We start from the raw sequence: 19,521 nt of genomic DNA on the forward strand, positions 1-19,521 counted from the left end.
ACCGGATACTTAGAGCCAGTGGAGGTTTCATGGAACCCGAATTGGAGCGAAACAGACCGACCCCCCAACGTAAACCGCAACCTGGATCTTACAACCGTGGTCCGCAAAAAGGGCCCGTGCAATCGCAAAAGCGGGAGCCGGTTCACAAGCGTGTTGATGAAACTGCATTTGAAAGAAAAACCTTCGCGCAAGAAACCAGCGTAATCGTGGGCTTGTGTCTGATCGTTATGGGCTTTGTCGGCTTTGTGATGGATAACTTTCTTGGAGCTCATCTTTCTTACTCCCACAACATCATTCACTTAATCACCGGCTCAGCACTGGTGTGGTTTGGATTTAAACAAGAAGTGCATGCCAAGAAGTGCGCGCTGATTGTGGGATCTTTCTTTGCGGTGATTGGCATCCTGGGATACGTGGTAGGCACACCGGGCATTCCAACTGTGGGACGCACAGAGCGTGATGATTTTCTTTGGATTGTTTCGCCAGAGCGCCTGGAAATGGGCACAAGGGATCATAACATCCACTTGCTGGCTGCGGCTTTGCTGTTGGGCGCGGCATTGTTTAAATTTCGTCGCCGCCGTCTGGAAGGGCTTTAGATTTTGGAGATTCCTTCAGTCAGGAATTTTTCGATTTTCAGATTGGTGTAATCGGGAAAGTCCAACTGAGTACAGTGGGACCCATACGGCACCAACACAAACTCTGAGTGTTTGATTTTTTCTTTCAGGTGATACTGAAAGCGAATTGGCGTGACGGCGTCGTTTTCTCCGGAAATCACCAGCACGGGAACATCAATTGTTTCCAGAATGGGTTCGCCATCGAATTTCATGAGCTCTTCAAAAAGCGCAATGAACACCTTCAGATTCATGCGTGCAACGCCACGGCAGTACACCTCAATATCTTTAAAATGTGTCACACGCAGATTGAATCCGCCCGCCAAAGCTGTTGCATACATGGCCAGTGGATTATCAACGGCAACTTTCCACAGAGTATTCCACAGGTCCGGAGCACTATCGTATTGGCCTTTGACGAAATAGAAAAATGGCTCAACCACATCCAGACCAAACATTCCTTTGATCGGGTTGCGGGCGAAGCCATTAATGAAAACCATCGAGCGAATTATTTCCGGATGAAGCGAATATAAATTCAACAACACCGGCGCACCAAAGCTGTGCCCTGCAAAGTGCGCACTTTTAATTCCCAGATGCTCCAGAAGACCTGCGATATCTTTGCAAACGGCCTCCATGGTCAACTGGCTCATGTCTGCTATTGGTGTGCTTTTGTGGTGGCCGCGCATATCAAAGGCAATCACCTGATAGTTGCGGGAAAAATACTCGATCTGATAATGCCAGTGATTAATAGGACAAGCGATTCCATAGATCAATACTATTGGATCACCCTGCCCGTGAGTTTCGTAATAGATGGAAGTTCCGTCATAGCTTTCAAAGGTACCGATGCTTTTGGGAGTTGTTTCCATGACGTGTCCTGGCCTCGCTAGAGATAAGAAACTTTTATTACGGTGTTGCCGACAGAAATCATATCACCATCCTGCAGAGTTTCGGCAGAGACCTTTTTATTATTCAAAGTAACTCGCCCTGTGGCTAAAACCTGCAGTTGAACCTGGCCCGGCAAGGCCTTCAATTTGAAAGCATCGCGAGGTGCATCCACATCCAAAAGCTCAATATCCAGGGAGTCAGCTCCCGCGGTTCGGGGGCCGTACCCTAAAATAATTTCCTCATCGGCCTGAATGCCGCGAAGGAACGTGAGCTTTAGTGCGGGAGAGAATCTTTCGATTTCAAACTTGGGGTCGGTGTTTTCGATTTGCGCCTCGGGAATCTTTGCGCCCAAAATGTTGCGCCAAGTCAGAAGGCGCTCGAAACTTCCCGCGTCCTCTTCTTCAACGCTAATAACTTTGAACTGAGTACGGCCGATCTCGAAGATAACTCCCGGAATTAACGCCACTTTTTTCACACGGCGACCAGATATATATAGACCGTTTGAGGAATCCAGATCCAATAAGACCAATTGAGCCTTACCATCCAGAGCCACCTGCGCGTGGGTTCCTGAAACCTTTGGATCCTTAATAACGATGTCCGCCTGGGATCTGCCCAGGGTCATTCCGTCGCGCAGTTGCAGCCGCGAGCCTTCGTTAACGCCATTAAGAATCTCAATAAAAGTGACCATTTAGGTATGATAGGGCTGGATTCCCATGTTTCAAAGGACTATTCCTTGTGCTCAAACTTAAGGCGTGCTAAACCCGTTAAACATTTTAAAAGTCATCCTTGTTCCTACCCTTGTATGGTGGGGGCTTTAACCGAAAGGATTATACATGGAAACTAAAAACACTATGCCTTACGAGGTTGTTGTTCTTATGCATCCAGATGCAACTCTTGAGGATCAAAAAGATCTTTTCAAGAAGAACAAAGCAACTATCGAGTCTTTCAAAGGGACTATCAACTCTTTGGAAACTTGGGGCAAACGTAACTTGGCGACTCCAATCGGCAAGTTGAAAAAAGCGACATACTTCCACTCTACATTCGAAGCTGACACACAAGCTATCGCTGAGTTGGAACGTACTATGCGTATCAACGACAAAGTACTTCGCTTCATGCACACTCGTCTTGATGAGCGTGTTTCTTTGGCTAAATTCATGGAAGGCTTCAAAAAAGGTCTTTCTGAATCCGCTGCTCGTGAAAAAGAGCGCGAAGCTAAAATGCAAGCTCGCAAAGCTGCGTTTGCTGCTGCTAAAGCAGACCGCGCTGAGCGTGGCGAGTAATTAGTAAAGGGCGTAAGCCATGAAGAAGTCCGCGTCTCCACAGAAATTCATCACAGTTTCATCTCTCTCGATTTTGTTGTCGATGATGACGGTGGTGTTCGGCGCTCCTCTTCTTCGTGTGCTCCGTCAGGCTTACGGTCCTTGGGCCTTTTGGATCCTGGGACTGTTCGTAACAGGGGCTGCGTGGCTCCTCAACGCTCAACCTTTAGCAATGTTCATTGGCTCCGTTTGGATGACTTTAGGAGTATACAATGAACTTGAGCAAAGAGGTCTTGGGTGGTGGAAATCCGGCATACTGAGCGTGCTGCTTGGGACAGGTGCTGCAAGCATCTCTCTTTACGGCGCATTCAAAGTGAACGGGATTAACACGTACGCTGAAGTTCAAAAACTGGTCGAACAGTTTACAGAGCAGATTCAGAAAATGAATCCCGCAGTTAAATTGGACGCTTCAGTTCTGATGCAGCAAGTTCCATCAGCCATCGCGATTACTTTGATTCTCGCTTTAGGTGTGGGGCTAATTTTTGAGAGAAGGGTTTTTTCGTGGCTCAATTTGCCCCGCGAGAAAATTGCCTCTCAGCTCAATTTGTTAGAATATCGCCTGCCCGATTTTTTTATCTGGGTTGCGATGACTGCCTTCCTTCTAACAATGGTGAGTTTTGGCGGTAAGGCCATTGCGATCCTCGCAGTTAATATAGTGAACGTAGCACTCGTTCTTTATTTTTTTCAGGGGTTAGCGGTGTTGGAGGTATGTCTAAATTCGATGCGAGCAGGAACGTTCACGCGAGTTTTGATATACATAATCTTGGTCGGCCAGTTGGTACTTGTTTTAAGTGTCATTGGTTTGATCGATTACTGGTTGGATTTTAGAAGTCGAATTCGCAAGTTGACGGCTCCCAAAACCAGCTAATTACTAAATTCACTTCGGCTATGCCGAAGTACTGGAGATCACATGAAAGTTATTCTTCAAAAAGACGTAAAAGATGTAGGCCGTGTTGGTGAGTTGGTGAACGTTTCTGAAGGTTTCGCTAGAAACTTCTTGTTCCCACGTAAATTGGCTGCTGAAGCTACAGAAAAGCGCGTAAAAGAGTACGAACACTTGAAACGCGTTGCTGAGACTAAAAAGAAAAAAGCATTGGCTGAACGCCAAGAGCTTTTGAACAAAATCAACGGCACAACTGTAATGTTCAAGCTTCAAGCTGGTGCTGACTCTGACAAGCTTTTCGGTACTGTAACAACTACAGATATCTCTAAAGAGCTTCAAAAAATGGGTCACTCTATCGACCGTCGCGATATCCACTTGGAAGAGCCAATCAAAGTATTGGGTCAACACAAAGCGGTTATCCGTTACGCTGAAGGTTTGGAAGCTAAGATCCAAATCGCAGTTGAGCGCGCATAATTTACCTTATAGTAAGCAAAACTATGAAAAGGCCTCGGGAAACCGGGGCCTTTTTTTGTTTGTCCTCGGCTTGTGGGGAAATTTCTCTCAGAGACCCTTTTGTCAACTTTACCATAACGTAATCTTATGGATTACATCGAATTTTTTATATTGCCCTGGTTCCAATTTGGGTGTTTAAAGGCGCCATTGGAGGGGTTTCCATGAGAACAATCAATTCACTTAAATTTGCTTTATCCATCGGTGCACTAGCGACGATCGCGGCTTGTACTCCTAATAAATCAGCTTCTCTAGTAGCTGACTCTTCCAACGGAATCATTGGCGGTGACGCTGTAGCTGATTCAGATGTGATCAGAAAATCCACGGTATCTATCGTTGTGAATGTTCTGACTCAAGACGATCAAGAAGGTCAGTTCTTGTGCACAGGCTCTATCGTTAGCGAAAACACGATCCTTACTGCTGCTCACTGTGTACCAGGTAACGAATACAAAAAAGCTGCTATGTACGTAGTCTTCGCAACAGACTTGAACAAAATGGACAGAACAAACATCCAGGCTGTAACTGGCGTTGTTGTTCACCCAAGATACGGTGAAGGTGATGCCCGTCTTCGTGCTACAATCGAGAAGCTAAAAAAATCCGGCAATCCGAATGGCGATGGCGTTGAACTGTCAGATCGCGATCAAGGTGCAGATAACTACGATTACGCTGTTATCAAAATCCAAGGTAAAATTCCTAAGAACTACCAAATCGCAAACATCCTGACTGATGAAACTGTTTTGAAAAACGGTGCAAAAGTTACTTTGGCTGGTTACGGTTTGACGAACGTTAAGAAAGAAAAAGTAGATCTTAAGAACTACCCGGATCTTGATGCAGCTATCGCTAGCGGTCAAATCGGTTGCACGTACGACAGAACTACTTGCTACATCCTGACTCAAGAAAACGAAAACATTCTTAAAAAGACAGACGTATACGTTATTCAAGCTTACGGTGAATCTGAAGTTGCTTTGGATCAATCCCAAGGTAAAGGTGCTTGCCACGGTGACTCTGGTGGTCCGGCATTTATCAATATCGGTGGTGTTGAATACCTTTGGGGTGTAACTAGCCGCGGAACTGGTCAAGACGGTATCGACGACTGCTCAAACTACGCGATCTACGGCAAAGTAAACGCGCAGTGGGGCGAGTTCGTTGCGAAAGCGATCGCTCAATTGAACGCTCCGAAAAAGTAGTTTTGATATAAATTAGAAATTGAAAAGGCCTCGGTGATCCCGGGGCCTTTTTGTTTTTTACGCGGACTTTGTTTCTTCCTCGCAAGCGATCTCTAGGAAAACCTGATTCAGGTAATCCGCCATGATTTCTCGCAGCTGCTCGATAGTGAGTTCTTCGGCACTAGTTCCATGTGCTGACATCAGCTTCTGTAGTTCGTTATCTACAGGTCGTTGTGGAAGGCCTGTTGCCTCGATCACTGTTTGCGCAAGACCCTTATCCATATCCGCCTCCGTGCAAGTTATAGGTGCGATCCATGCGCCTATGTCTTATGGACCCCTTCACTCAATCAAGGGGTTAAATTTAACTCAATCTAAAAACGAAGATACGGATTTTGGTCCAGTAAAATGAGGTCAGGAGTCGCCTTATATTGAGGCGTTCTCATGAAAACCCTAAATACTGTTTCCTTGGAGGCCGAAAAGTATAACAGGAGTCATAAATATGTTCGGTCGTATCGGAATTTTGACCATCACAGCTTTGCTGCTTTCTGCCTGTTCACTCGACATCAGTATGTTGGGAAAGGACCAATCATCTGTTGATCCCGATCTCGGTGTGAATTTTCCATTGGGCGACAAGGCATCTTATTTCTCTGCAGCTACAGACTTTATTCAAGCAGCTAACGGAAACTACTATGTCGTGGACGCGAACGGCGCCAACGTTGTGATTTTGAATTCGCAAGGAAGAGCGATGAAAAAAATTGGAGGCTCGGGTTCGGGAAATGGTCAATTCCAGTTACCTATGAGTGTTGTTTCCGATTCGCAAAGCAATTTCTACATTGCTGATTTTCTGAACTCCCGAATTCAGAAGTTTTCCCCAATGGGTGTCCATCTGGAGAATATAGGTACGACTGGAACAACTGCTGACAGCTTGCTATCAAGACCTTGGGGGATGGCAATGGACAGCCAAGACAATCTTTATGTGACTGAGTGCCAAGGTACTACTATAAATTATTTAAAGAAGTACAAACCAAACACATCGACCGGTGTGTACGAATTTGATTTTGCAAAAGGTGGCGCTGAAGGCAATGGTGCTGATGATTTTGACTGTCCTCGCGGAGTTGCTGTTGATAGCAACGACGACATTTTTGTCGTGGATGCTGATAACCGCAGGGTGGTAAAAATTGATAAGACCACACACCTAGCAGTCAGTCAGTTTGGATCTGTGGGGCCAGGCAATGGAAAGTTCGGTACGGGTTCGTCTTCCTCAGACATGAATGATATTGTTATTGATTCGGATGACAATATTTATGTATCCGAAGCCTATCCCACAATAAGAATTCAAAAATTCAATTCTGCGGGTTCTTATGTTGCTGATTTCGGAAGTGGTGTAGGAACTGGCGATGGTCAGCTTCAGGATCCGAAGGGCTTGGGGCTGGATAACAATGGTAACTTGCTTGTCGGGGATCAGATTCAAAGTACAACCGTTGGATACGCGCAGATTTTCAAATCAGACGGAACTTTTATAGCGAAGTGGAAGTCCGGCGGCAGTGATCCCGGCGAAATTGCAAAACCTTATGGTGTTGCTGTTTATAAATCAGAATTCATCGCTGTTGTCGACAATGGTAATAAGCGCGCAAGTCTTTTCAAATACAGCGGTGAATGGGTCAGGGATTTCGGAACTTTCGTTATGCCAATGGATATTGATGTCGATGATACCGGAAATATTTATGTGTTGGATTTCGATGGTGGTGTCGCAAAGATCTATAAATTTGATAAAGATGGTTTAGTCGGTTTGCCGTGGATTACGACCGTATCTGGGGTGCCAAACACATTGGGCATGAGCATGGGTTTTGATGTCACGGGATCGGGCGAGGTCTATGTGGCAGAGACATCGGGCAAAGTCTCTCACTACGACGGCACGGGTGAGTTTGTTTTTTCATACGGTGAAGATGCAGGTACAACAGACGATGACTTGTCGGTTCCAGTTGAAGTTGCTGTTGATTCACTGGGACGAGTATTTGTTTCCGAACTTGTTACAACCCGAATCCATGCGTTTCAACCCAATGGCACAAGTATCGCAACAGTCGGAACAAGTGGTTCCGGACCATCGCAATTTCAGCAGGCACTAGGGATTGCAGTCAGTCCGACAAACTCAATCTATGTTGCCGATGGTATGAATAACAACATTCAGGAGTTTACTCTTGTGGGTAGCGTGTATACACGTGTGCACGGATTTGGACAGGTAGGTGTTGTTGGCGGAGAGTTTTCCACGCCCGTTCATATAGTCATAGATGAAAATCAAGTTCTTTGGGTCGCCGATTCTGGCAATGCCCGCGTTCAGAAGTTAAATTTATCAGGCCAGCCGGTAAACTAGCGACGGTGGGAGAAGTTTCTCCCCCACCGCTGCGCTTTGGGTAAACACCAGTATAAGAACGGCAACAAAAGTCGTCGCGGCATCAGGCGGCGGATATAATAGAAAACTTTGGCATCAAGAGTGGCTGGAATCCACAGCGGTGGATTCTCGGTTTTCATTGTCTTTAGGATTATCTGGGCGATTTGCATTGAAGACGTTCGCGACATTTGCATCATCTTTGCCACGAACGGTGTCATGTTCTGATAGAAATCACAGTATGGCCCACTCCAATTATTGGCGGGATCAGAGAGCTCTGTGTGATAAACGTTCATGAACGAACTGCTGTTAACAAAACCGGGTTGCACCAACGAGATTTGAACACCGAATGGTCGCATTTCATACCACAGCGATTCACTCGCCCCTTCAAGGGCGTATTTGGAGGCCGAATAGGAAGACATCGTCGGCATCGCAAGCATTCCTGCCACCGAAGAAACGTTGATGATTTTTCCTCGGCCGGTTTCACGCATATACGGCAGCACCCGGCGAATCAAACCCATGGGACCCAGGTAGTTGGTCTCCATTTGCAGAAGCTCATCCTTTGCCGTCATGTGCTCGATAACCGAACGATAAGAGATACCTGCGTTATTCACCAGGATATCCACACCACCCCATTTTTTATGGATGTGATTTATGATTTCTTTGCGGGAGTCTTCCAGCGTGACATCCAGGGGATAAATAATAAACCGGTCGTTTTCCAAAAACTGATCGTGAAGTTTCTGAATGGATTTTTCGCGAGCCGTAGCAATGACCCGGTATTCAGGATGACTGTCGTAAAGTAACTTTGCCAGATCCAAGCCAATACCGCGCGAACACCCTGTGATTAAAACCACGGGATGATGGGGTTGCTCGGGAGTTTGTTTGTGATAACGCGATAAAGGCCACATAAGTGGCCTTTATTATCCTAGGCTCCAGCTCCAGGAGCAAAGTTTTTCGGTCTGCCACCTGGCATCGGAGGCGGAGCTTGCGGCGGTGGAAGTGGATTAATATGTCCACCCCCCTGTTCGCTTGGCTCAGGATCACGGAAGCGGGAGTGCTTGGCATCGAATTTAAGCTTAACAGTACCCGTGGCACCATTACGCTGTTTACCAACGATGACTTCTGCATGACCTGCTTTATCTGGATCTTCCTTGTCGTAGTAGTCATCACGATAAAGCATCATGATAACGTCGGCATCTTGTTCGATAGATCCGGACTCACGCAGGTCAGAAAGCATTGGGCGACGGTCCGCACGACCCTCTACCCCACGATTCAGCTGGGCTAGTGCGATGATAGGAACCTGAAGTTCCTTGGCAATCGACTTCAAGCTCTTAGAGATTTCGGCAACCTCTTGCTCACGTGAAGAGAATTTTTGTTTCATACTCATCAACTGCAAGTAGTCGATCATGATGCAATCGATACCGTGTTCCGCCTTCAAGCGACGAGCACGGGAACGAATTTCAAATGGCGACATACCTGGAGTATCATCGATAAAGATTCCGGCCTCAGAAAGGGCGCTGGCTGCGTTAATCAGCTTAGGCCATGCAGAGTCCTGGATTTTACCGTTACGGATTTCATTCATGTTTACGCGCGCCTCAGAGGACAGCATACGCATCATCATGGCTTCTTTACCCATCTCGAGAGAGAAGTACGCGATAACCTTTTTAGCACGAAGGGCGATGTGCTGAGCAACGTTCAGGGAGAACGCTGTTTTACCCATCGACGGACGAGCGGCGATGATCGTCATCTCACCCGGATGAAGACCCGATGTCATTTTATCAAGTTCAGTGAAACCAGTAGGTAGACCCGTTACGTCAGCTTTACGTTTATAAAGCTCCTCGATCTTTTGGATGGAAGCCTTAACGATTTCCATAGAACCAACCAGACCTGTTTGTTGCTTGGTTTCAGTCAGTTTGAAGATCTCGGATTCTGCCTGATCCATGAAGGACTCAACATCAACGAAATCCTGATCGTAGGCGCGCTCGATCAATTTGCTGTTTGCGGAAATAAGTTTACGAAGCAAACCCTTTTCGCGAACGATCTTGGCGTGCGAAGAAATGTTTGCAGAAGAAATAGTCTTATCAAGCAAGCCAATCAAATACTCAGGACCACCGACCATATCCATGGAACCTTCGGCCTGAAGCACGTTGGTAACAGTGATAATGTCGATCGGCTGATTCTTACTGTGAAGATCTTTGATGGCAGCGTAAATCTTTTGATGTGCCGGCTTATAGAAGTCCTCTGCGAAGAGAACGTCACCAACCTGATCGAGAGCTTCTCGATCTAACATAATGCCGCCCAGAATAGACTGTTCGGCATCAAGATTTTGCGGTGGAATGCGAGTACTCACGACACAACCCCTCGTGTGAGAATATCATTACAAAAAAATGCGAGACTTAAACAAAGTGGGTGGTTCTAGATGTTCTCGCTGATGCTAAATCGTGAACGAATAATTAGTTCAATTTTTTAACACGAATTTTGTAGTTATCAATTTTCTTCTTAAGAGTGTTGCGATTGATGCCAAGCATCTGAGCAGTCTTAACTTGATTGCCATTGTACGCACGTAGAGCAAGCTCTAGAAGTGGTTTTTCCACTTGTTCGATTACAACATTGTACAAACCGTTCAATTCAACTTGCGCCTCTTTTTGTTGAGCGAAAAGAACTTCTAGTTTGCTCTTTACAAGCTTTTCCAAGCTTACAGACTGAAGGTTAGCGACAAAAAGATTATCTGAACTGTTAAGGTTCGGCGTCATGGAACTCCCGGAATTACATCAGTGCGTGGGTTTTTGGAGTAAACTATACTCCGCGTGTTTCGTGAGACCAGATATACTTATGCAGTTGCAATTGCAACCTTGCAGATGATTTTTGCTGCAATATTTTTTCTGCCAACCAGCGTTCAGATACTTGGCCGTATGATGGGCTGTATAAAACCACAAATTTTTCGAACAATTTGTGTTGACGACAGAAATTTTCAGACCAAATGAAGTCTTCTTCTGAGCAAATAACAAATTTGAATTCCGTGCTGGGCGTGGAAAAGCCGATGTTCTCCATGATGAAAGAATCTGCTGCGCCGCTATCTGGAGTTTTAACATCCAGAATAATTTTAACGCGTGGATCTACTGTCTGAATACTTTTTGAACCGGAAGTTTCCAAAGATACTTTATAACCCTTGTCGCTGAGTTCCTTCATTAAGGTATGAACTTCTTTTTGTAACAACGGTTCGCCACCAGTAACGCAAACATACTGAGCTTGATGAGAATCAATCTCTTTGATGATAGCATCCAGCGATTGCATTTCGCCTTCATAGTAAGAATATTTCGTATCGCAGTAAGTGCAGCGCAGATTGCACGCGGTGGTGCGCACAAACACGGTGGGGTTCCCCACGTAAGTTGTTTCACCTTGGATACTGTAGAAAATCTCGTTTATTTTAAGCATTCTTACTGGCTCTTTGTCTTGGAGGCCCTGCGCCACTCTGGCCAGGACCGGTCTGTACTTGTACCTGCCCCAAGTCCTAAGTCAAGGTTGCGCTGCCCAAGCATGACTAACTCAGCGAAATTTCGTAAATTTTTTAAATGAACCAATTCCTCAAAAAGTTCCGTCAAGACGTCACTGCAATCTGTTTTTTGGGCCTAGGTCTTTTTATCACTTTGTCGCTGATAAGCTATAACCCTCAAGACCCGTCCCTTAACTCTATAGGCCAAGGACTAAAAGCCTTAAATTACTGCGGAATCGTGGGGAGTTTCCTTGCTGATGGCCTGTATCAGTTATTCGGTCTGGCTGCCTGGGTGATAGTAGCGGGTATGCTAAGAATGTCATGGGCGGCAGTTCGTGGCGAATCTTTGAATATTAAGAACATTCGTTTTGTCTGGGCACTTTTGCTGATCGTGGATGTGGCGGCATTGCTTTCGATCTATATGCCGACCACCCGTCTTTTCCAAAATCAGATTGCTCTGGGGGGAATGCTGGGAATGGGTGTTTCTCAGGCTCTAATGGGAGCCTTTGCATATGCCGGGGTGCAGATCATTCTGTGGACCTTTATGGCGGTTCTGGTGGTGTTCTACTCTGAAAAATCCATTCATGAGCTTGCTGAAATTCCTCAGGACTTCGTGGCCTTTCTAAAGAAAAAGAAAGTGGGCGATCGTATCGGCGCTTTCTTTGGTGGAGCATTTGTAAACGAAAAGAAGGCACCAAAAAAAGAGAAAAAGAAAGACGAGCCGAAGAAAGCCTTTCCTCTTGCTGACAAGAAATTCGTAGGTAAAGACGAAGAGGAAGATGACAAGGATTTGAAGCTTCTGCTGGATGCAGCGGAAGAGGACTTTGACGAAGAGGAAGAAGAAGAGGACGAAGGCGAAGAGCTTGAGGCCGATGCCTACGAGGAGGAGGAAGAAGAAACTCCTGCAGTTCGCATGTCACAAAAACGCAAAGTCGTGATGAAGGCAAAACCACCTCGTCGAATCGAGAACTGGGAAATGCCGAAGCTGGCGTTGTTGGAAGATCCTCCGGTTTCCCGTATCAAGATTGATAAAGCAGAGATCCAAAGAAAAGCCGATGCACTGGTCGAGAAACTTAAAAACTTCTCGGTCGAAGGATCAATCCAGGATGCGAAGCCAGGACCGCTGGTTACGATGTATGAATTTAAACCGAATGCTGACGTTAAAATTTCTAAAATCTCTGAGCTTGAGGATGACCTGTCCCTGGCGCTTTCTTCGGAATCAGTACGTGTGGTGGGTCACATTCCAGGAACTGATGTCGTGGGTATCGAGACCGCGAACTTAAAGCGTGAGACTGTATACTACAAAGATCTGATCGCCGAGGACACGTTCTGGAGCGAGGATCTGGCGCTTCCAATGGCAGTAGGTCGTACGGTTGATGGTGAACCAAAAGTTGTGGATCTGCGCAAGATGCCTCACTTGTTGATCGCAGGTACAACAGGTTCCGGTAAATCCGTGTTCGTGGGCTCCATCATCACGGGACTTCTTTTCCGTCACTCCCCGAAAACTTTGCGTTTAGTTTTGATCGATCCGAAGATGGTCGACTTGGCTCCGTTTGCGACAGTTCCGCATTTGGCGATTCCGCATGTGACCGAACCTAAGAAAGCAGCGACCGCATTGAAGTGGGCTGTGCGTGAAATGGAAAAGCGCTATAAATCGTTGTCGAAGTTCGGTGTTGGTAAAATTGAAATGTTCAATGAGAAAACCGGCGCACTTTCAAAAGACGAAATTGAACAGCATGAAAAAATCAATCTGGAGCTTGAAGAGGGCAAAGCCAAACTTGACCAGTATTACTATCAACCACTTCCATACGTGGTGATCGTAGTCGACGAGTTGGCCGATTTGATGATCACAGAAAAACAGAACATCGAAGAACCAATTCAACGTTTGACCCAAAAAGCCCGTGCCTGCGGTATTCACTTGATCCTGGCAACGCAGTCGCCTCGTAAAGACGTGGTGACCGGTTTGATTAAAACAAATATTCCAGGACGTGTTGCCCTGAAGGTGGCATCGAAAATGGACTCCAGAATTATTATTGATGATTCTGGTGCGGAACGCCTGCTTCCGAACGGAGACATGTTATTCCAGGCTCCAGGTATTGGAAAACCAACTCGCCATCACGGTCCTTACTTGAAGGATGCCGAGATTGCGAATGTCGTTAAGCATTGGGCAGCGCAAGGTGAACCAGAGTATGATCCACTTGCAATGAAAGCATTGGATGGCTTTGCTGGTGACGGTGCAGAAGCCGGCTCTGGTGATGGCGGTGGCTTCGGTGAAGAAGAATACGACGAACGCTATGATGAAATTCTATCGTGGGCTTCAGCTCAAAAAGAGGTTTCGGCGTCTTTGATCCAACGCAAATTCCGTTTAGGTTATCCGCGTGCGGCTCGTTTGATTGAAATCTTTGAAAAAGAGGGAGTTGTGGGTCCAGCAAATGGCAGCAAGCCGCGTCAAGTACTCATCTCTTCCTACAGTGAAACGTAATCGGGCTTGCTAGTCCTCCTTTGGTCGTGCTGCAATAATAGCAACAAAACCATCAAGGAGGATTTTTTATGATTAAAGCAATTATTGCTTCCCTAGCACTGACATTTTCAGTTTCTGCATTCGCGGCTCCATCTGTAGCTGACGTAGTAGTTCAGGCTCAATTGCCTGCTATCGCTGAACAAGCTCAAACTTTGGGTTTGAACTGGAAAGTTGGCGACACTGCAAACTACAACCTGGATATGGGCGGTTTCATTAAAGGTAAAATGGTAATGTCTGTTAAATCCATCGGTGACGACGGCATCTGGATGCAACAAGATATGGATCTTGGTTTCGCGGGTAAACAAAACGTTGAGACTTTGATCGATCCAAACACGGGCGCGGTTAAAAAAATGATCGTGAACGGTAAAGAACAAGAAGTACCTAAGCAAGACGTTGAAGTTGTTGATATCAAAGAAGACAAAATCACGGTTCCAGCTGGTACATTCGAGTGCATCCACGCAATCCTTAAAGACAAAAAAGACAACTCTGAAATCAACGCATGGATCAATCCAGAGTTGATTCCAATGTCTGGTTTGTTGAAACAAATTGCTCCAAGCCAATTTGGTAAAGTTGTAGTTGAATTGACTTCTTTCTCTAAAAAGTAGTTCATGAAGTCGATCTTCTTAAAAGCCGCTCTGGGAGCGGCTTTTTTATTACCGCTGCCCACCTTTTCTCAGTCAAAATCTGAGACCTATAAAGATATTATCGAAAAAGCTTACAATCTGAGCTTGCAGAAGGATCGCCAACAGGCTTTGAATATCCTGACTGCAGCAATTGCGCGTGAAACCCGACCGGCAGCGCAGACGGAACTGAAGAAAGCTGCGCTGGATGTGGCGCATATTTTTTTCAGCGACAAAGCCCAACAGCTTTATGAAACTTCTATTTCCCTTAAAAAAACTGAACTAAATCAGGCCCTGGGAAAACTGAACGAGGCGCAAAGAATTGAACCCGACAATCTGACGATTCTAACTGAACTGGCACGCCTGCACATTGCCAAAAACGACTGCTCGAATGCATTTGATCTGTTAGTGAAGCCGATGAAAATGATCCCATTTGATGATGAGCTAAGACTTGCCAACGCTCAAAGTCAGGTTTGCCTTGGACAATGGCTGGAGTACGCAAAGAACCCAGAATCCCTGGATTCAAGAAAGTCCCCGTATCAGAAGTTCTGGATGGTTTTGGGTATTGAACAGCAATTGAAGCTTAAAAATCTGTCCAAGGCGTCTGAGTTGGCTCAGAATCTGGTGAAATTGGACGTTAAGTATCCTGAATCTCACTATTGGGTCTGGAAGGTTTCTCAAGTATTGAAAAAGAGCAATGTCGATGAGGCTCAGAAATATGTGATGGCCTGCAAAAACAGTTCGGCGAGCCAATACAGACAGTATATGATAGATCCCATGCTTTGCCGCCGTACCACTGAGGTTGAGGGCGAAATCAAGGGGATGAATGGAACTGTTGAATAAATCCTTACTGCTATTCATTGCCAGCGTATTTATCGCTGGCTGCGGAGTGAAAGGGGCACCTCTTCCTCCGTTGACACCTCCACCACTGGGTCGTGGGGAGCCGACGTATTCCGAAAAAACTCGCAAAGAAAAACGAAAAGTCCGCCCGACAACTCAAGAGCAAAATGAAGAAGCAGCAGACAGCATCGGAGATGCTTTGTGAATTCCATTCTGCCAATTCGAATCACGAAGATGTCAGGCGCCGGAAATACGTTCGCGTTCGTTGACGGTCGCAGTGTCACTTCGTGGAAAAAGATCGAAGGGCAACTGGGCAAGTCCCGTCCGGAGATCGCAAAATTGGTTTGTGATCGAGTTCTGGGGTTGGCAACGGATGGATTCATAATCATTGAAGACCCATCTGAAGGCTTTGATTTTAATTGGGATTTTTATAACTCAGACGGGTCAACGGCGGAAATGTGCGGCAACGCTGCTCGCTGTGCAGCCCGCTATTGTTCAGAGCAAATTGCTCAAAATGAGCTGTCAAATATCCGCTTTAAAACTGGAGCGGGTTTGGTGGTCGCGCAGCTTTTAGGTAATGGCAGAATCCGGGTGAAGATGCCGGAGGCACAAGTTGTGCAAAATCCTATCGAACTGGAAACCAAATCCAGCTCCAAGGAAAAATTCGTGCTGGTTAATACCGGGGTGCCTCATCTGGTTCAGAAAATTCATGCTTTCGGGGATTCTGTAAATCTAAAGGATCTTGCGCGTGAAATGAGAAATCATAAAACGCTAAAGCCAGCAGGTGCCAACGTTACTTTCTATGCTGAAGATGAACCAGGAAAAATCAAAGCGGTTACGTTCGAGCGCGGTGTAGAGGACTACACACTGGCTTGTGGTACCGGAGCTGTCGCAGCTGCGCTGGTAAGTTCGCTTGAAAACAAACTAAAAGAAATCGAAGTGCAAATGCCGGGAGGAGTGATGGAAGTCCACTTCTTTGATAATGATGCAAAACCGCTTTTAGTGGGTGATGCCGTTTTTGTTGGAGACTTCCAATACAGCCTGGAGGCCGTAAAATGAAAAACTTCAAAGGTACCTTCACTGCCCTGCTGACACCATTTAAGAATGGCAAAATTGATTATCCATCCGTTGATAGACTGGTGAACCACCAGCTGCAGAATGGTGTGGATGGATTTGTAATTAACGGAACGACGGCTGAAAGCCCGACTCTGACCGAATCAGAAAAGCCGGAGCTGTTTAAACACGTCAAAAAAATTGTGGGTTCTTCAGTTCCATTGATCATGGGCACAGGTTCCAATGACACCTTAAAAACTATTGAGGATTCCAAGAAAGCTGAAGCCCTGGGAGCTGACGCGATTCTGGTTGTGGTGCCCTATTATAATAAGCCACCACAGCGCGGACTCTATGCTCACTTTAAAGCCGTAGCTGAATCAGTTAAAATTCCTACGGTACTGTATAACGTTCCTGGTCGCACAATAACGTCATTGGCCCCGGAAACTGTTTCTGATCTTGCAAAAGTTAATGGTGTTATCGGAATCAAAGAAGCTTCTGGCAAGATGGATGTCGCCGAGCAAATTATCAAATCATGCGGCAAAGATTTCGTGATGCTTTCCGGTGATGACGGCACTTATGTTGATTTTCTTAAGTGCGGCGGTCACGGTGTAATCTCGGTTGCGACTCACGTGATTCCAAAGCAAATGGTGCAGTGGAAGAAATGGGTGCAGGATGGTCAGCTTGAACAAGCTCAGTCCGATATTAAAAAATATCTGCCACTGATTGATTTGTTGTTTGTGGAAGCCAATCCCATTCCGGTTAAGAAAGCCGTCCAGTTGATGGGTTTGATTGATACAGCTGAAATGCGACTGCCATTGATGGAACTAAGTCCGGAACACACCGAGAGACTGAAGATGGAAATGAAGAAAATGGGAGTTCTGGCGTGAAGAAGTTAAATATCGGTCTGGTTGGCGCTAACGGACGCATGGGTCGTGAAATTGCGGATATCATCAGCACCCACAAGGGATGCAATGTTTCTTATACTCTGGGCCGTGATGGAAAAGTGAATCACGAGCAGGCGGCAAAGGTCGACGTGTGGATTGATTTTTCTTCTCCTGAAGCATTGCCTGAGGTTTTGAAAATCGCTTCGCGCCACAAGACTCCGGTTGTCTGTGGGACGACGGGATTTACAGCAAAAGAAAAAGCACATTTGGCAAAAGCCAGCAAAACAATTCCGGTTTTGTGGGCCTCTAACATGAGCATGGGTGTGGCTGTTTTGAATGAAGCACTGAAAGTTTTTGCTTCGGTTTCGAATTTTGATTTTCAGATTGAAGAGTTTCACCATATTCGCAAAAAAGACAAACCATCAGGAACGGCAATCACTTTGCAGGAAAATCTGGAAAAAGCTGTTGGCAAGAAATGCCCGGAGCCTTTGGCAATTCGTGGCGGCGGGATCTTTGGTATTCATAAAGTTCACGCAATGAGTGAGGAAGAGGTTCTTACCTTTGAACATTCCGCCCTGAACAGAACTGTTTTCGCAAAAGGAGCTGTAACTGCAGCTTTGTGGCTGGCAAAACAAAAGAAGCCAGGCCTTTACCAGATTCGTGATGTGTTGTTTGGTAAGTAGTATGTCAGGTGCGCTTCACAATTCTTTGATTTGGATTGCCCTGGATCTTATGGGTGGCGAAGACAAATCCCGTGAAATTCTGCGAAAGATGTCAGAATGCGGAGAGATCATCGAGATCTCGTCGATTTACAAGCGCTACACCAGTGATGCACGCAATGATTTGAGTGCACGCATCGAGTTCGTAATTCGTTTTGAAACAGCCATGAGTGTTGAGCAGCATTTGCACCTTGTGCTGTCTTTGTGTGATGAAGGTTCTTCAGGATTGGTGCAACGAAGCCACGTCGAGATGATTTTGCTGACTTTCGACGATACGATACTAATGTCACCGCGATTGACGCTACCCTACCCCCAGCTTCATACGGATGCGTTGATTATTCGCTGTGCGGCAGAGGCCTGGGGTCAGTATGAGCACCCTATTTATCAAAAAACCCTGAGTGAAATTTCAAAAACGGCCCGAACCGTAAGGGATGCGGAGTTCTATAAGCAGGGCAAAAGCCTTATTGATTTTTAGCTCCCCCCAACGTACAAATTTAATGGTTCTTAATTGATCTTGAATTGGGAGATTCCATGAAGTTTTTCATTGATACAGCGGATATTGAAGAAATTAAACAAGCCAACCTCCGTGGTTGGGTTGATGGTGTAACAACTAATCCATCCTTGATTGCAAAATCCGGTCGTGATTTCCACACTGTGATCAAAGAAATCTGCAAAGAAATCTCTGGTCCAGTTTCAGCTGAAGTCATCGGTTTGCAGCACGAAGAAATGGTTCGCGAAGGTCGTGAGCTTGCAAAACTTGCTGACAACGTGGTTGTTAAAGTTCCGATGACTGAAGATGGTATGATCGCGGTTAAGAAATTTACTGCAGAAGGTATCAAGACGAATGTCACGTTGGTTTTCTCGCCGCTTCAGGCATTGCTTGCAGCAAAAGCCGGAGCTTCCATGGTTTCTCCATTCGTAGGCCGTTTGGATGACATTGGAACTGATGGTATGGCTATGGTTAATCAGGTTATCCAAATCTATCAGAACTATGACTTCGCGACTGAAGTCCTGGTCGCAAGCGTGCGCAGCCCGATGCATTTGCAGTTCGCGGCTGAAATGGGTGCGGATATCGCAACTATTCCCTACAAAGTTATGCAACAAATGACTCATCATCCACTTACAGACAAAGGTATTAAGTTGTTCATGGATGACTGGAATAAGGTTCAAAAGAAATAATGAAGTCCTTACTGATCACCTTGCTTTTCCCTTTGATTCTAGTGGGTTGCCAAACAACAGGTGTCCTGTTGCGCGATACGCCCTTAAACATCAGTGAAACTCGCAAGGTGATTGTGTCTGTTGTCGGTGAAGTTCGTAGTATCAGTGAAAACGGCCGCGAGTTGTTTTCGAAATACTACGATCGTCGAGGTAATCCGATCCAAAACATGGATATGGCAAAAGAGCGCTATTATAGCCATCTTATCGTTCTGGGTGACCGTCGCCCTTATAATATTTCTGTTGATGTCCTGGTCGAGGCTAGGGATCAAGATGGCGGGTGGGATCTGGTGGATCACGACGACCAGAAAGCCGCTGTGCTAGCGGACAAGCTGAAAAAAGCTCTTAACCAAAGTCGTGACTCTCGTAACATCATTGACGACTTCCGTAGCTTCTAAATAGGATTAAAACTAGGATCAAAG

The 19,521-nt window shown here is 45.9% G+C and carries 23 protein-coding genes; 16 read left to right on the top strand and 7 right to left on the bottom strand.

Annotated elements, in window-relative coordinates:
- The first annotated feature begins 29 nt into the window (after positions 1-29).
- Positions 30-593, top strand: a complete 564-nt coding sequence (locus tag ACLVWU_RS00125; RefSeq protein WP_413576427.1) for a hypothetical protein — start codon at positions 30-32, stop codon at positions 591-593.
- Here the strand turns inward: ACLVWU_RS00125 and ACLVWU_RS00130 are convergent.
- Entirely contained in the window at positions 590-1,471 is an 882-nt protein-coding gene (locus tag ACLVWU_RS00130) for an alpha/beta fold hydrolase (protein WP_413576428.1), read from the bottom strand. The two genes, ACLVWU_RS00125 and ACLVWU_RS00130, sit on opposite strands and share 4 nt — an antisense overlap.
- A 17-nt stretch (positions 1,472-1,488) precedes the next feature.
- Positions 1,489-2,178, bottom strand: coding sequence for an FHA domain-containing protein (locus tag ACLVWU_RS00135; protein WP_413576429.1), 690 nt, complete (start codon positions 2,176-2,178; stop codon positions 1,489-1,491).
- Positions 2,179-2,323: 145 nt separating this feature from the next.
- Between ACLVWU_RS00135 and rpsF the strand changes: the two genes are divergently transcribed.
- From rpsF to ACLVWU_RS00155, 4 genes are all read left to right on the top strand, one after another.
- Complete coding sequence (gene rpsF / locus ACLVWU_RS00140) at positions 2,324-2,770, top strand: 30S ribosomal protein S6 (protein WP_413576431.1); 447 nt, start codon at positions 2,324-2,326, stop codon at positions 2,768-2,770.
- A 19-nt stretch (positions 2,771-2,789) separates the two neighbouring features.
- Positions 2,790-3,677, top strand: a complete 888-nt coding sequence (locus ACLVWU_RS00145) for a DUF2232 domain-containing protein (RefSeq protein ID WP_413576432.1) — start codon at positions 2,790-2,792, stop codon at positions 3,675-3,677.
- Between the two features lie 42 nt (positions 3,678-3,719).
- Positions 3,720-4,166 (top strand): 50S ribosomal protein L9, encoded by a 447-nt coding sequence (gene rplI, locus ACLVWU_RS00150; RefSeq protein WP_413576433.1) that lies wholly within the window; start codon positions 3,720-3,722, stop codon positions 4,164-4,166.
- Positions 4,167-4,366: 200 nt separating this feature from the next.
- Positions 4,367-5,389, top strand: coding sequence for a S1 family peptidase (locus ACLVWU_RS00155; RefSeq protein ID WP_413576434.1), 1,023 nt, complete (start codon positions 4,367-4,369; stop codon positions 5,387-5,389).
- Positions 5,390-5,446: 57 nt separating this feature from the next.
- Here ACLVWU_RS00155 and ACLVWU_RS00160 read toward each other — a convergent pair whose 3' ends face one another.
- Positions 5,447-5,650 carry a hypothetical protein gene (locus ACLVWU_RS00160; RefSeq protein WP_413576435.1) on the bottom strand — a complete coding sequence of 68 codons (204 nt, stop codon included), beginning with the start codon at positions 5,648-5,650 and terminating at the stop codon, positions 5,447-5,449.
- Between the two features lie 217 nt (positions 5,651-5,867).
- Between ACLVWU_RS00160 and ACLVWU_RS00165 the strand changes: the two genes are divergently transcribed.
- Complete coding sequence (locus tag ACLVWU_RS00165) at positions 5,868-7,739, top strand: NHL repeat-containing protein (protein WP_413576436.1); 1,872 nt, start codon at positions 5,868-5,870, stop codon at positions 7,737-7,739.
- Here the strand turns inward: ACLVWU_RS00165 and ACLVWU_RS00170 are convergent.
- The 4 genes from ACLVWU_RS00170 to ACLVWU_RS00185 all read right to left on the bottom strand — a co-directional run bounded on the left by ACLVWU_RS00170 (position 7,736) and on the right by ACLVWU_RS00185 (position 11,189).
- Positions 7,736-8,662: an SDR family oxidoreductase gene (locus ACLVWU_RS00170; RefSeq protein ID WP_413576437.1), complete on the bottom strand. Its 927-nt coding sequence runs from the start codon at positions 8,660-8,662 to the stop codon at positions 7,736-7,738. The two genes, ACLVWU_RS00165 and ACLVWU_RS00170, sit on opposite strands and share 4 nt — an antisense overlap.
- 17 nt (positions 8,663-8,679) lie before the next feature.
- Positions 8,680-10,104 (bottom strand): replicative DNA helicase, encoded by a 1,425-nt coding sequence (dnaB, locus tag ACLVWU_RS00175; RefSeq protein ID WP_413576438.1) that lies wholly within the window; start codon positions 10,102-10,104, stop codon positions 8,680-8,682.
- 103 nt (positions 10,105-10,207) lie between these two features.
- Positions 10,208-10,507, bottom strand: coding sequence for a helix-turn-helix domain-containing protein (locus tag ACLVWU_RS00180; protein ID WP_061834327.1), 300 nt, complete (start codon positions 10,505-10,507; stop codon positions 10,208-10,210).
- Between the two features lie 43 nt (positions 10,508-10,550).
- Positions 10,551-11,189 (bottom strand): radical SAM protein, encoded by a 639-nt coding sequence (locus tag ACLVWU_RS00185; RefSeq protein ID WP_413576439.1) that lies wholly within the window; start codon positions 11,187-11,189, stop codon positions 10,551-10,553.
- A gap of 137 nt (positions 11,190-11,326) precedes the next feature.
- Between ACLVWU_RS00185 and ACLVWU_RS00190 the strand changes: the two genes are divergently transcribed.
- The 10 genes from ACLVWU_RS00190 to ACLVWU_RS00235 all read left to right on the top strand — a co-directional run bounded on the left by ACLVWU_RS00190 (position 11,327) and on the right by ACLVWU_RS00235 (position 19,497).
- The gene (locus ACLVWU_RS00190) at positions 11,327-13,729 is read left to right on the top strand and encodes a DNA translocase FtsK (protein ID WP_413576440.1); all 2,403 of its coding nucleotides are present in this window, start codon (positions 11,327-11,329) and stop codon (positions 13,727-13,729) included.
- Between the two features lie 68 nt (positions 13,730-13,797).
- Positions 13,798-14,373, top strand: a complete 576-nt coding sequence (locus ACLVWU_RS00195; RefSeq protein WP_413576441.1) for a hypothetical protein — start codon at positions 13,798-13,800, stop codon at positions 14,371-14,373.
- Positions 14,374-14,376: 3 nt separating this feature from the next.
- Positions 14,377-15,231 (top strand): hypothetical protein, encoded by an 855-nt coding sequence (locus tag ACLVWU_RS00200; protein ID WP_413576442.1) that lies wholly within the window; start codon positions 14,377-14,379, stop codon positions 15,229-15,231.
- Positions 15,215-15,433: a hypothetical protein gene (locus ACLVWU_RS00205; RefSeq protein WP_413576443.1), complete on the top strand. Its 219-nt coding sequence runs from the start codon at positions 15,215-15,217 to the stop codon at positions 15,431-15,433. The genes ACLVWU_RS00200 and ACLVWU_RS00205 overlap by 17 nt, the downstream gene beginning before the upstream one ends.
- Positions 15,430-16,287, top strand: a complete 858-nt coding sequence (gene dapF, locus ACLVWU_RS00210; protein ID WP_413576444.1) for a diaminopimelate epimerase — start codon at positions 15,430-15,432, stop codon at positions 16,285-16,287. Before ACLVWU_RS00205 ends, dapF begins: the two co-directional genes overlap by 4 nt.
- Entirely contained in the window at positions 16,284-17,168 is an 885-nt protein-coding gene (dapA, locus tag ACLVWU_RS00215; protein ID WP_413576445.1) for a 4-hydroxy-tetrahydrodipicolinate synthase, read from the top strand. Before dapF ends, dapA begins: the two co-directional genes overlap by 4 nt.
- Positions 17,165-17,848, top strand: coding sequence for a 4-hydroxy-tetrahydrodipicolinate reductase (locus tag ACLVWU_RS00220; protein ID WP_413576446.1), 684 nt, complete (start codon positions 17,165-17,167; stop codon positions 17,846-17,848). The genes dapA and ACLVWU_RS00220 overlap by 4 nt, the downstream gene beginning before the upstream one ends.
- A 1-nt stretch (position 17,849) precedes the next feature.
- On the top strand, positions 17,850-18,359 hold the full coding sequence (locus tag ACLVWU_RS00225; RefSeq protein WP_413576447.1) for a hypothetical protein: 510 nt from the start codon (positions 17,850-17,852) through the stop codon (positions 18,357-18,359).
- Between the two features lie 56 nt (positions 18,360-18,415).
- Complete coding sequence (gene fsa / locus ACLVWU_RS00230) at positions 18,416-19,063, top strand: fructose-6-phosphate aldolase (RefSeq protein WP_340598228.1); 648 nt, start codon at positions 18,416-18,418, stop codon at positions 19,061-19,063.
- The gene (locus tag ACLVWU_RS00235) at positions 19,063-19,497 is read left to right on the top strand and encodes a hypothetical protein (protein ID WP_413576448.1); all 435 of its coding nucleotides are present in this window, start codon (positions 19,063-19,065) and stop codon (positions 19,495-19,497) included. Before fsa ends, ACLVWU_RS00235 begins: the two co-directional genes overlap by 1 nt.
- Positions 19,498-19,521: the final 24 nt, after the last annotated feature.

Origin of the sequence: Bdellovibrio sp. HCB290, assembly GCF_047305925.1 — a bacterium.
In the GTDB taxonomy this organism is placed as follows: domain Bacteria; phylum Bdellovibrionota; class Bdellovibrionia; order Bdellovibrionales; family Bdellovibrionaceae; genus Bdellovibrio.

Excerpts from the sequence above, each read along its gene's own strand:
- dapA (WP_413576445.1), top strand. The coding sequence starts at position 16,284 with ATGAAAAACTTCAAAGGTACCTTCACTGCCCTGCTGACACCATTTAAG.
- ACLVWU_RS00145 (WP_413576432.1), top strand. The coding sequence starts at position 2,790 with ATGAAGAAGTCCGCGTCTCCACAGAAATTCATCACAGTTTCATCTCTC.
- fsa (WP_340598228.1), top strand. The coding sequence starts at position 18,416 with ATGAAGTTTTTCATTGATACAGCGGATATTGAAGAAATTAAACAAGCC.
- ACLVWU_RS00170 (WP_413576437.1), bottom strand. The coding sequence starts at position 8,662 with ATGTGGCCTTTATCGCGTTATCACAAACAAACTCCCGAGCAACCCCAT.
- ACLVWU_RS00235 (WP_413576448.1), top strand. The coding sequence starts at position 19,063 with ATGAAGTCCTTACTGATCACCTTGCTTTTCCCTTTGATTCTAGTGGGT.
- ACLVWU_RS00165 (WP_413576436.1), top strand. The coding sequence starts at position 5,868 with ATGTTCGGTCGTATCGGAATTTTGACCATCACAGCTTTGCTGCTTTCT.
- ACLVWU_RS00130 (WP_413576428.1), bottom strand. The coding sequence starts at position 1,471 with ATGGAAACAACTCCCAAAAGCATCGGTACCTTTGAAAGCTATGACGGA.
- rplI (WP_413576433.1), top strand. The coding sequence starts at position 3,720 with ATGAAAGTTATTCTTCAAAAAGACGTAAAAGATGTAGGCCGTGTTGGT.
- rpsF (WP_413576431.1), top strand. The coding sequence starts at position 2,324 with ATGGAAACTAAAAACACTATGCCTTACGAGGTTGTTGTTCTTATGCAT.
- ACLVWU_RS00190 (WP_413576440.1), top strand. The coding sequence starts at position 11,327 with ATGAACCAATTCCTCAAAAAGTTCCGTCAAGACGTCACTGCAATCTGT.
- ACLVWU_RS00180 (WP_061834327.1), bottom strand. The coding sequence starts at position 10,507 with ATGACGCCGAACCTTAACAGTTCAGATAATCTTTTTGTCGCTAACCTT.
- ACLVWU_RS00160 (WP_413576435.1), bottom strand. The coding sequence starts at position 5,650 with ATGGATAAGGGTCTTGCGCAAACAGTGATCGAGGCAACAGGCCTTCCA.
- ACLVWU_RS00155 (WP_413576434.1), top strand. The coding sequence starts at position 4,367 with ATGAGAACAATCAATTCACTTAAATTTGCTTTATCCATCGGTGCACTA.
- ACLVWU_RS00125 (WP_413576427.1), top strand. The coding sequence starts at position 30 with ATGGAACCCGAATTGGAGCGAAACAGACCGACCCCCCAACGTAAACCG.
- ACLVWU_RS00185 (WP_413576439.1), bottom strand. The coding sequence starts at position 11,189 with ATGCTTAAAATAAACGAGATTTTCTACAGTATCCAAGGTGAAACAACT.
- ACLVWU_RS00135 (WP_413576429.1), bottom strand. The coding sequence starts at position 2,178 with ATGGTCACTTTTATTGAGATTCTTAATGGCGTTAACGAAGGCTCGCGG.
- ACLVWU_RS00195 (WP_413576441.1), top strand. The coding sequence starts at position 13,798 with ATGATTAAAGCAATTATTGCTTCCCTAGCACTGACATTTTCAGTTTCT.
- ACLVWU_RS00205 (WP_413576443.1), top strand. The coding sequence starts at position 15,215 with ATGGAACTGTTGAATAAATCCTTACTGCTATTCATTGCCAGCGTATTT.
- ACLVWU_RS00225 (WP_413576447.1), top strand. The coding sequence starts at position 17,850 with ATGTCAGGTGCGCTTCACAATTCTTTGATTTGGATTGCCCTGGATCTT.
- ACLVWU_RS00200 (WP_413576442.1), top strand. The coding sequence starts at position 14,377 with ATGAAGTCGATCTTCTTAAAAGCCGCTCTGGGAGCGGCTTTTTTATTA.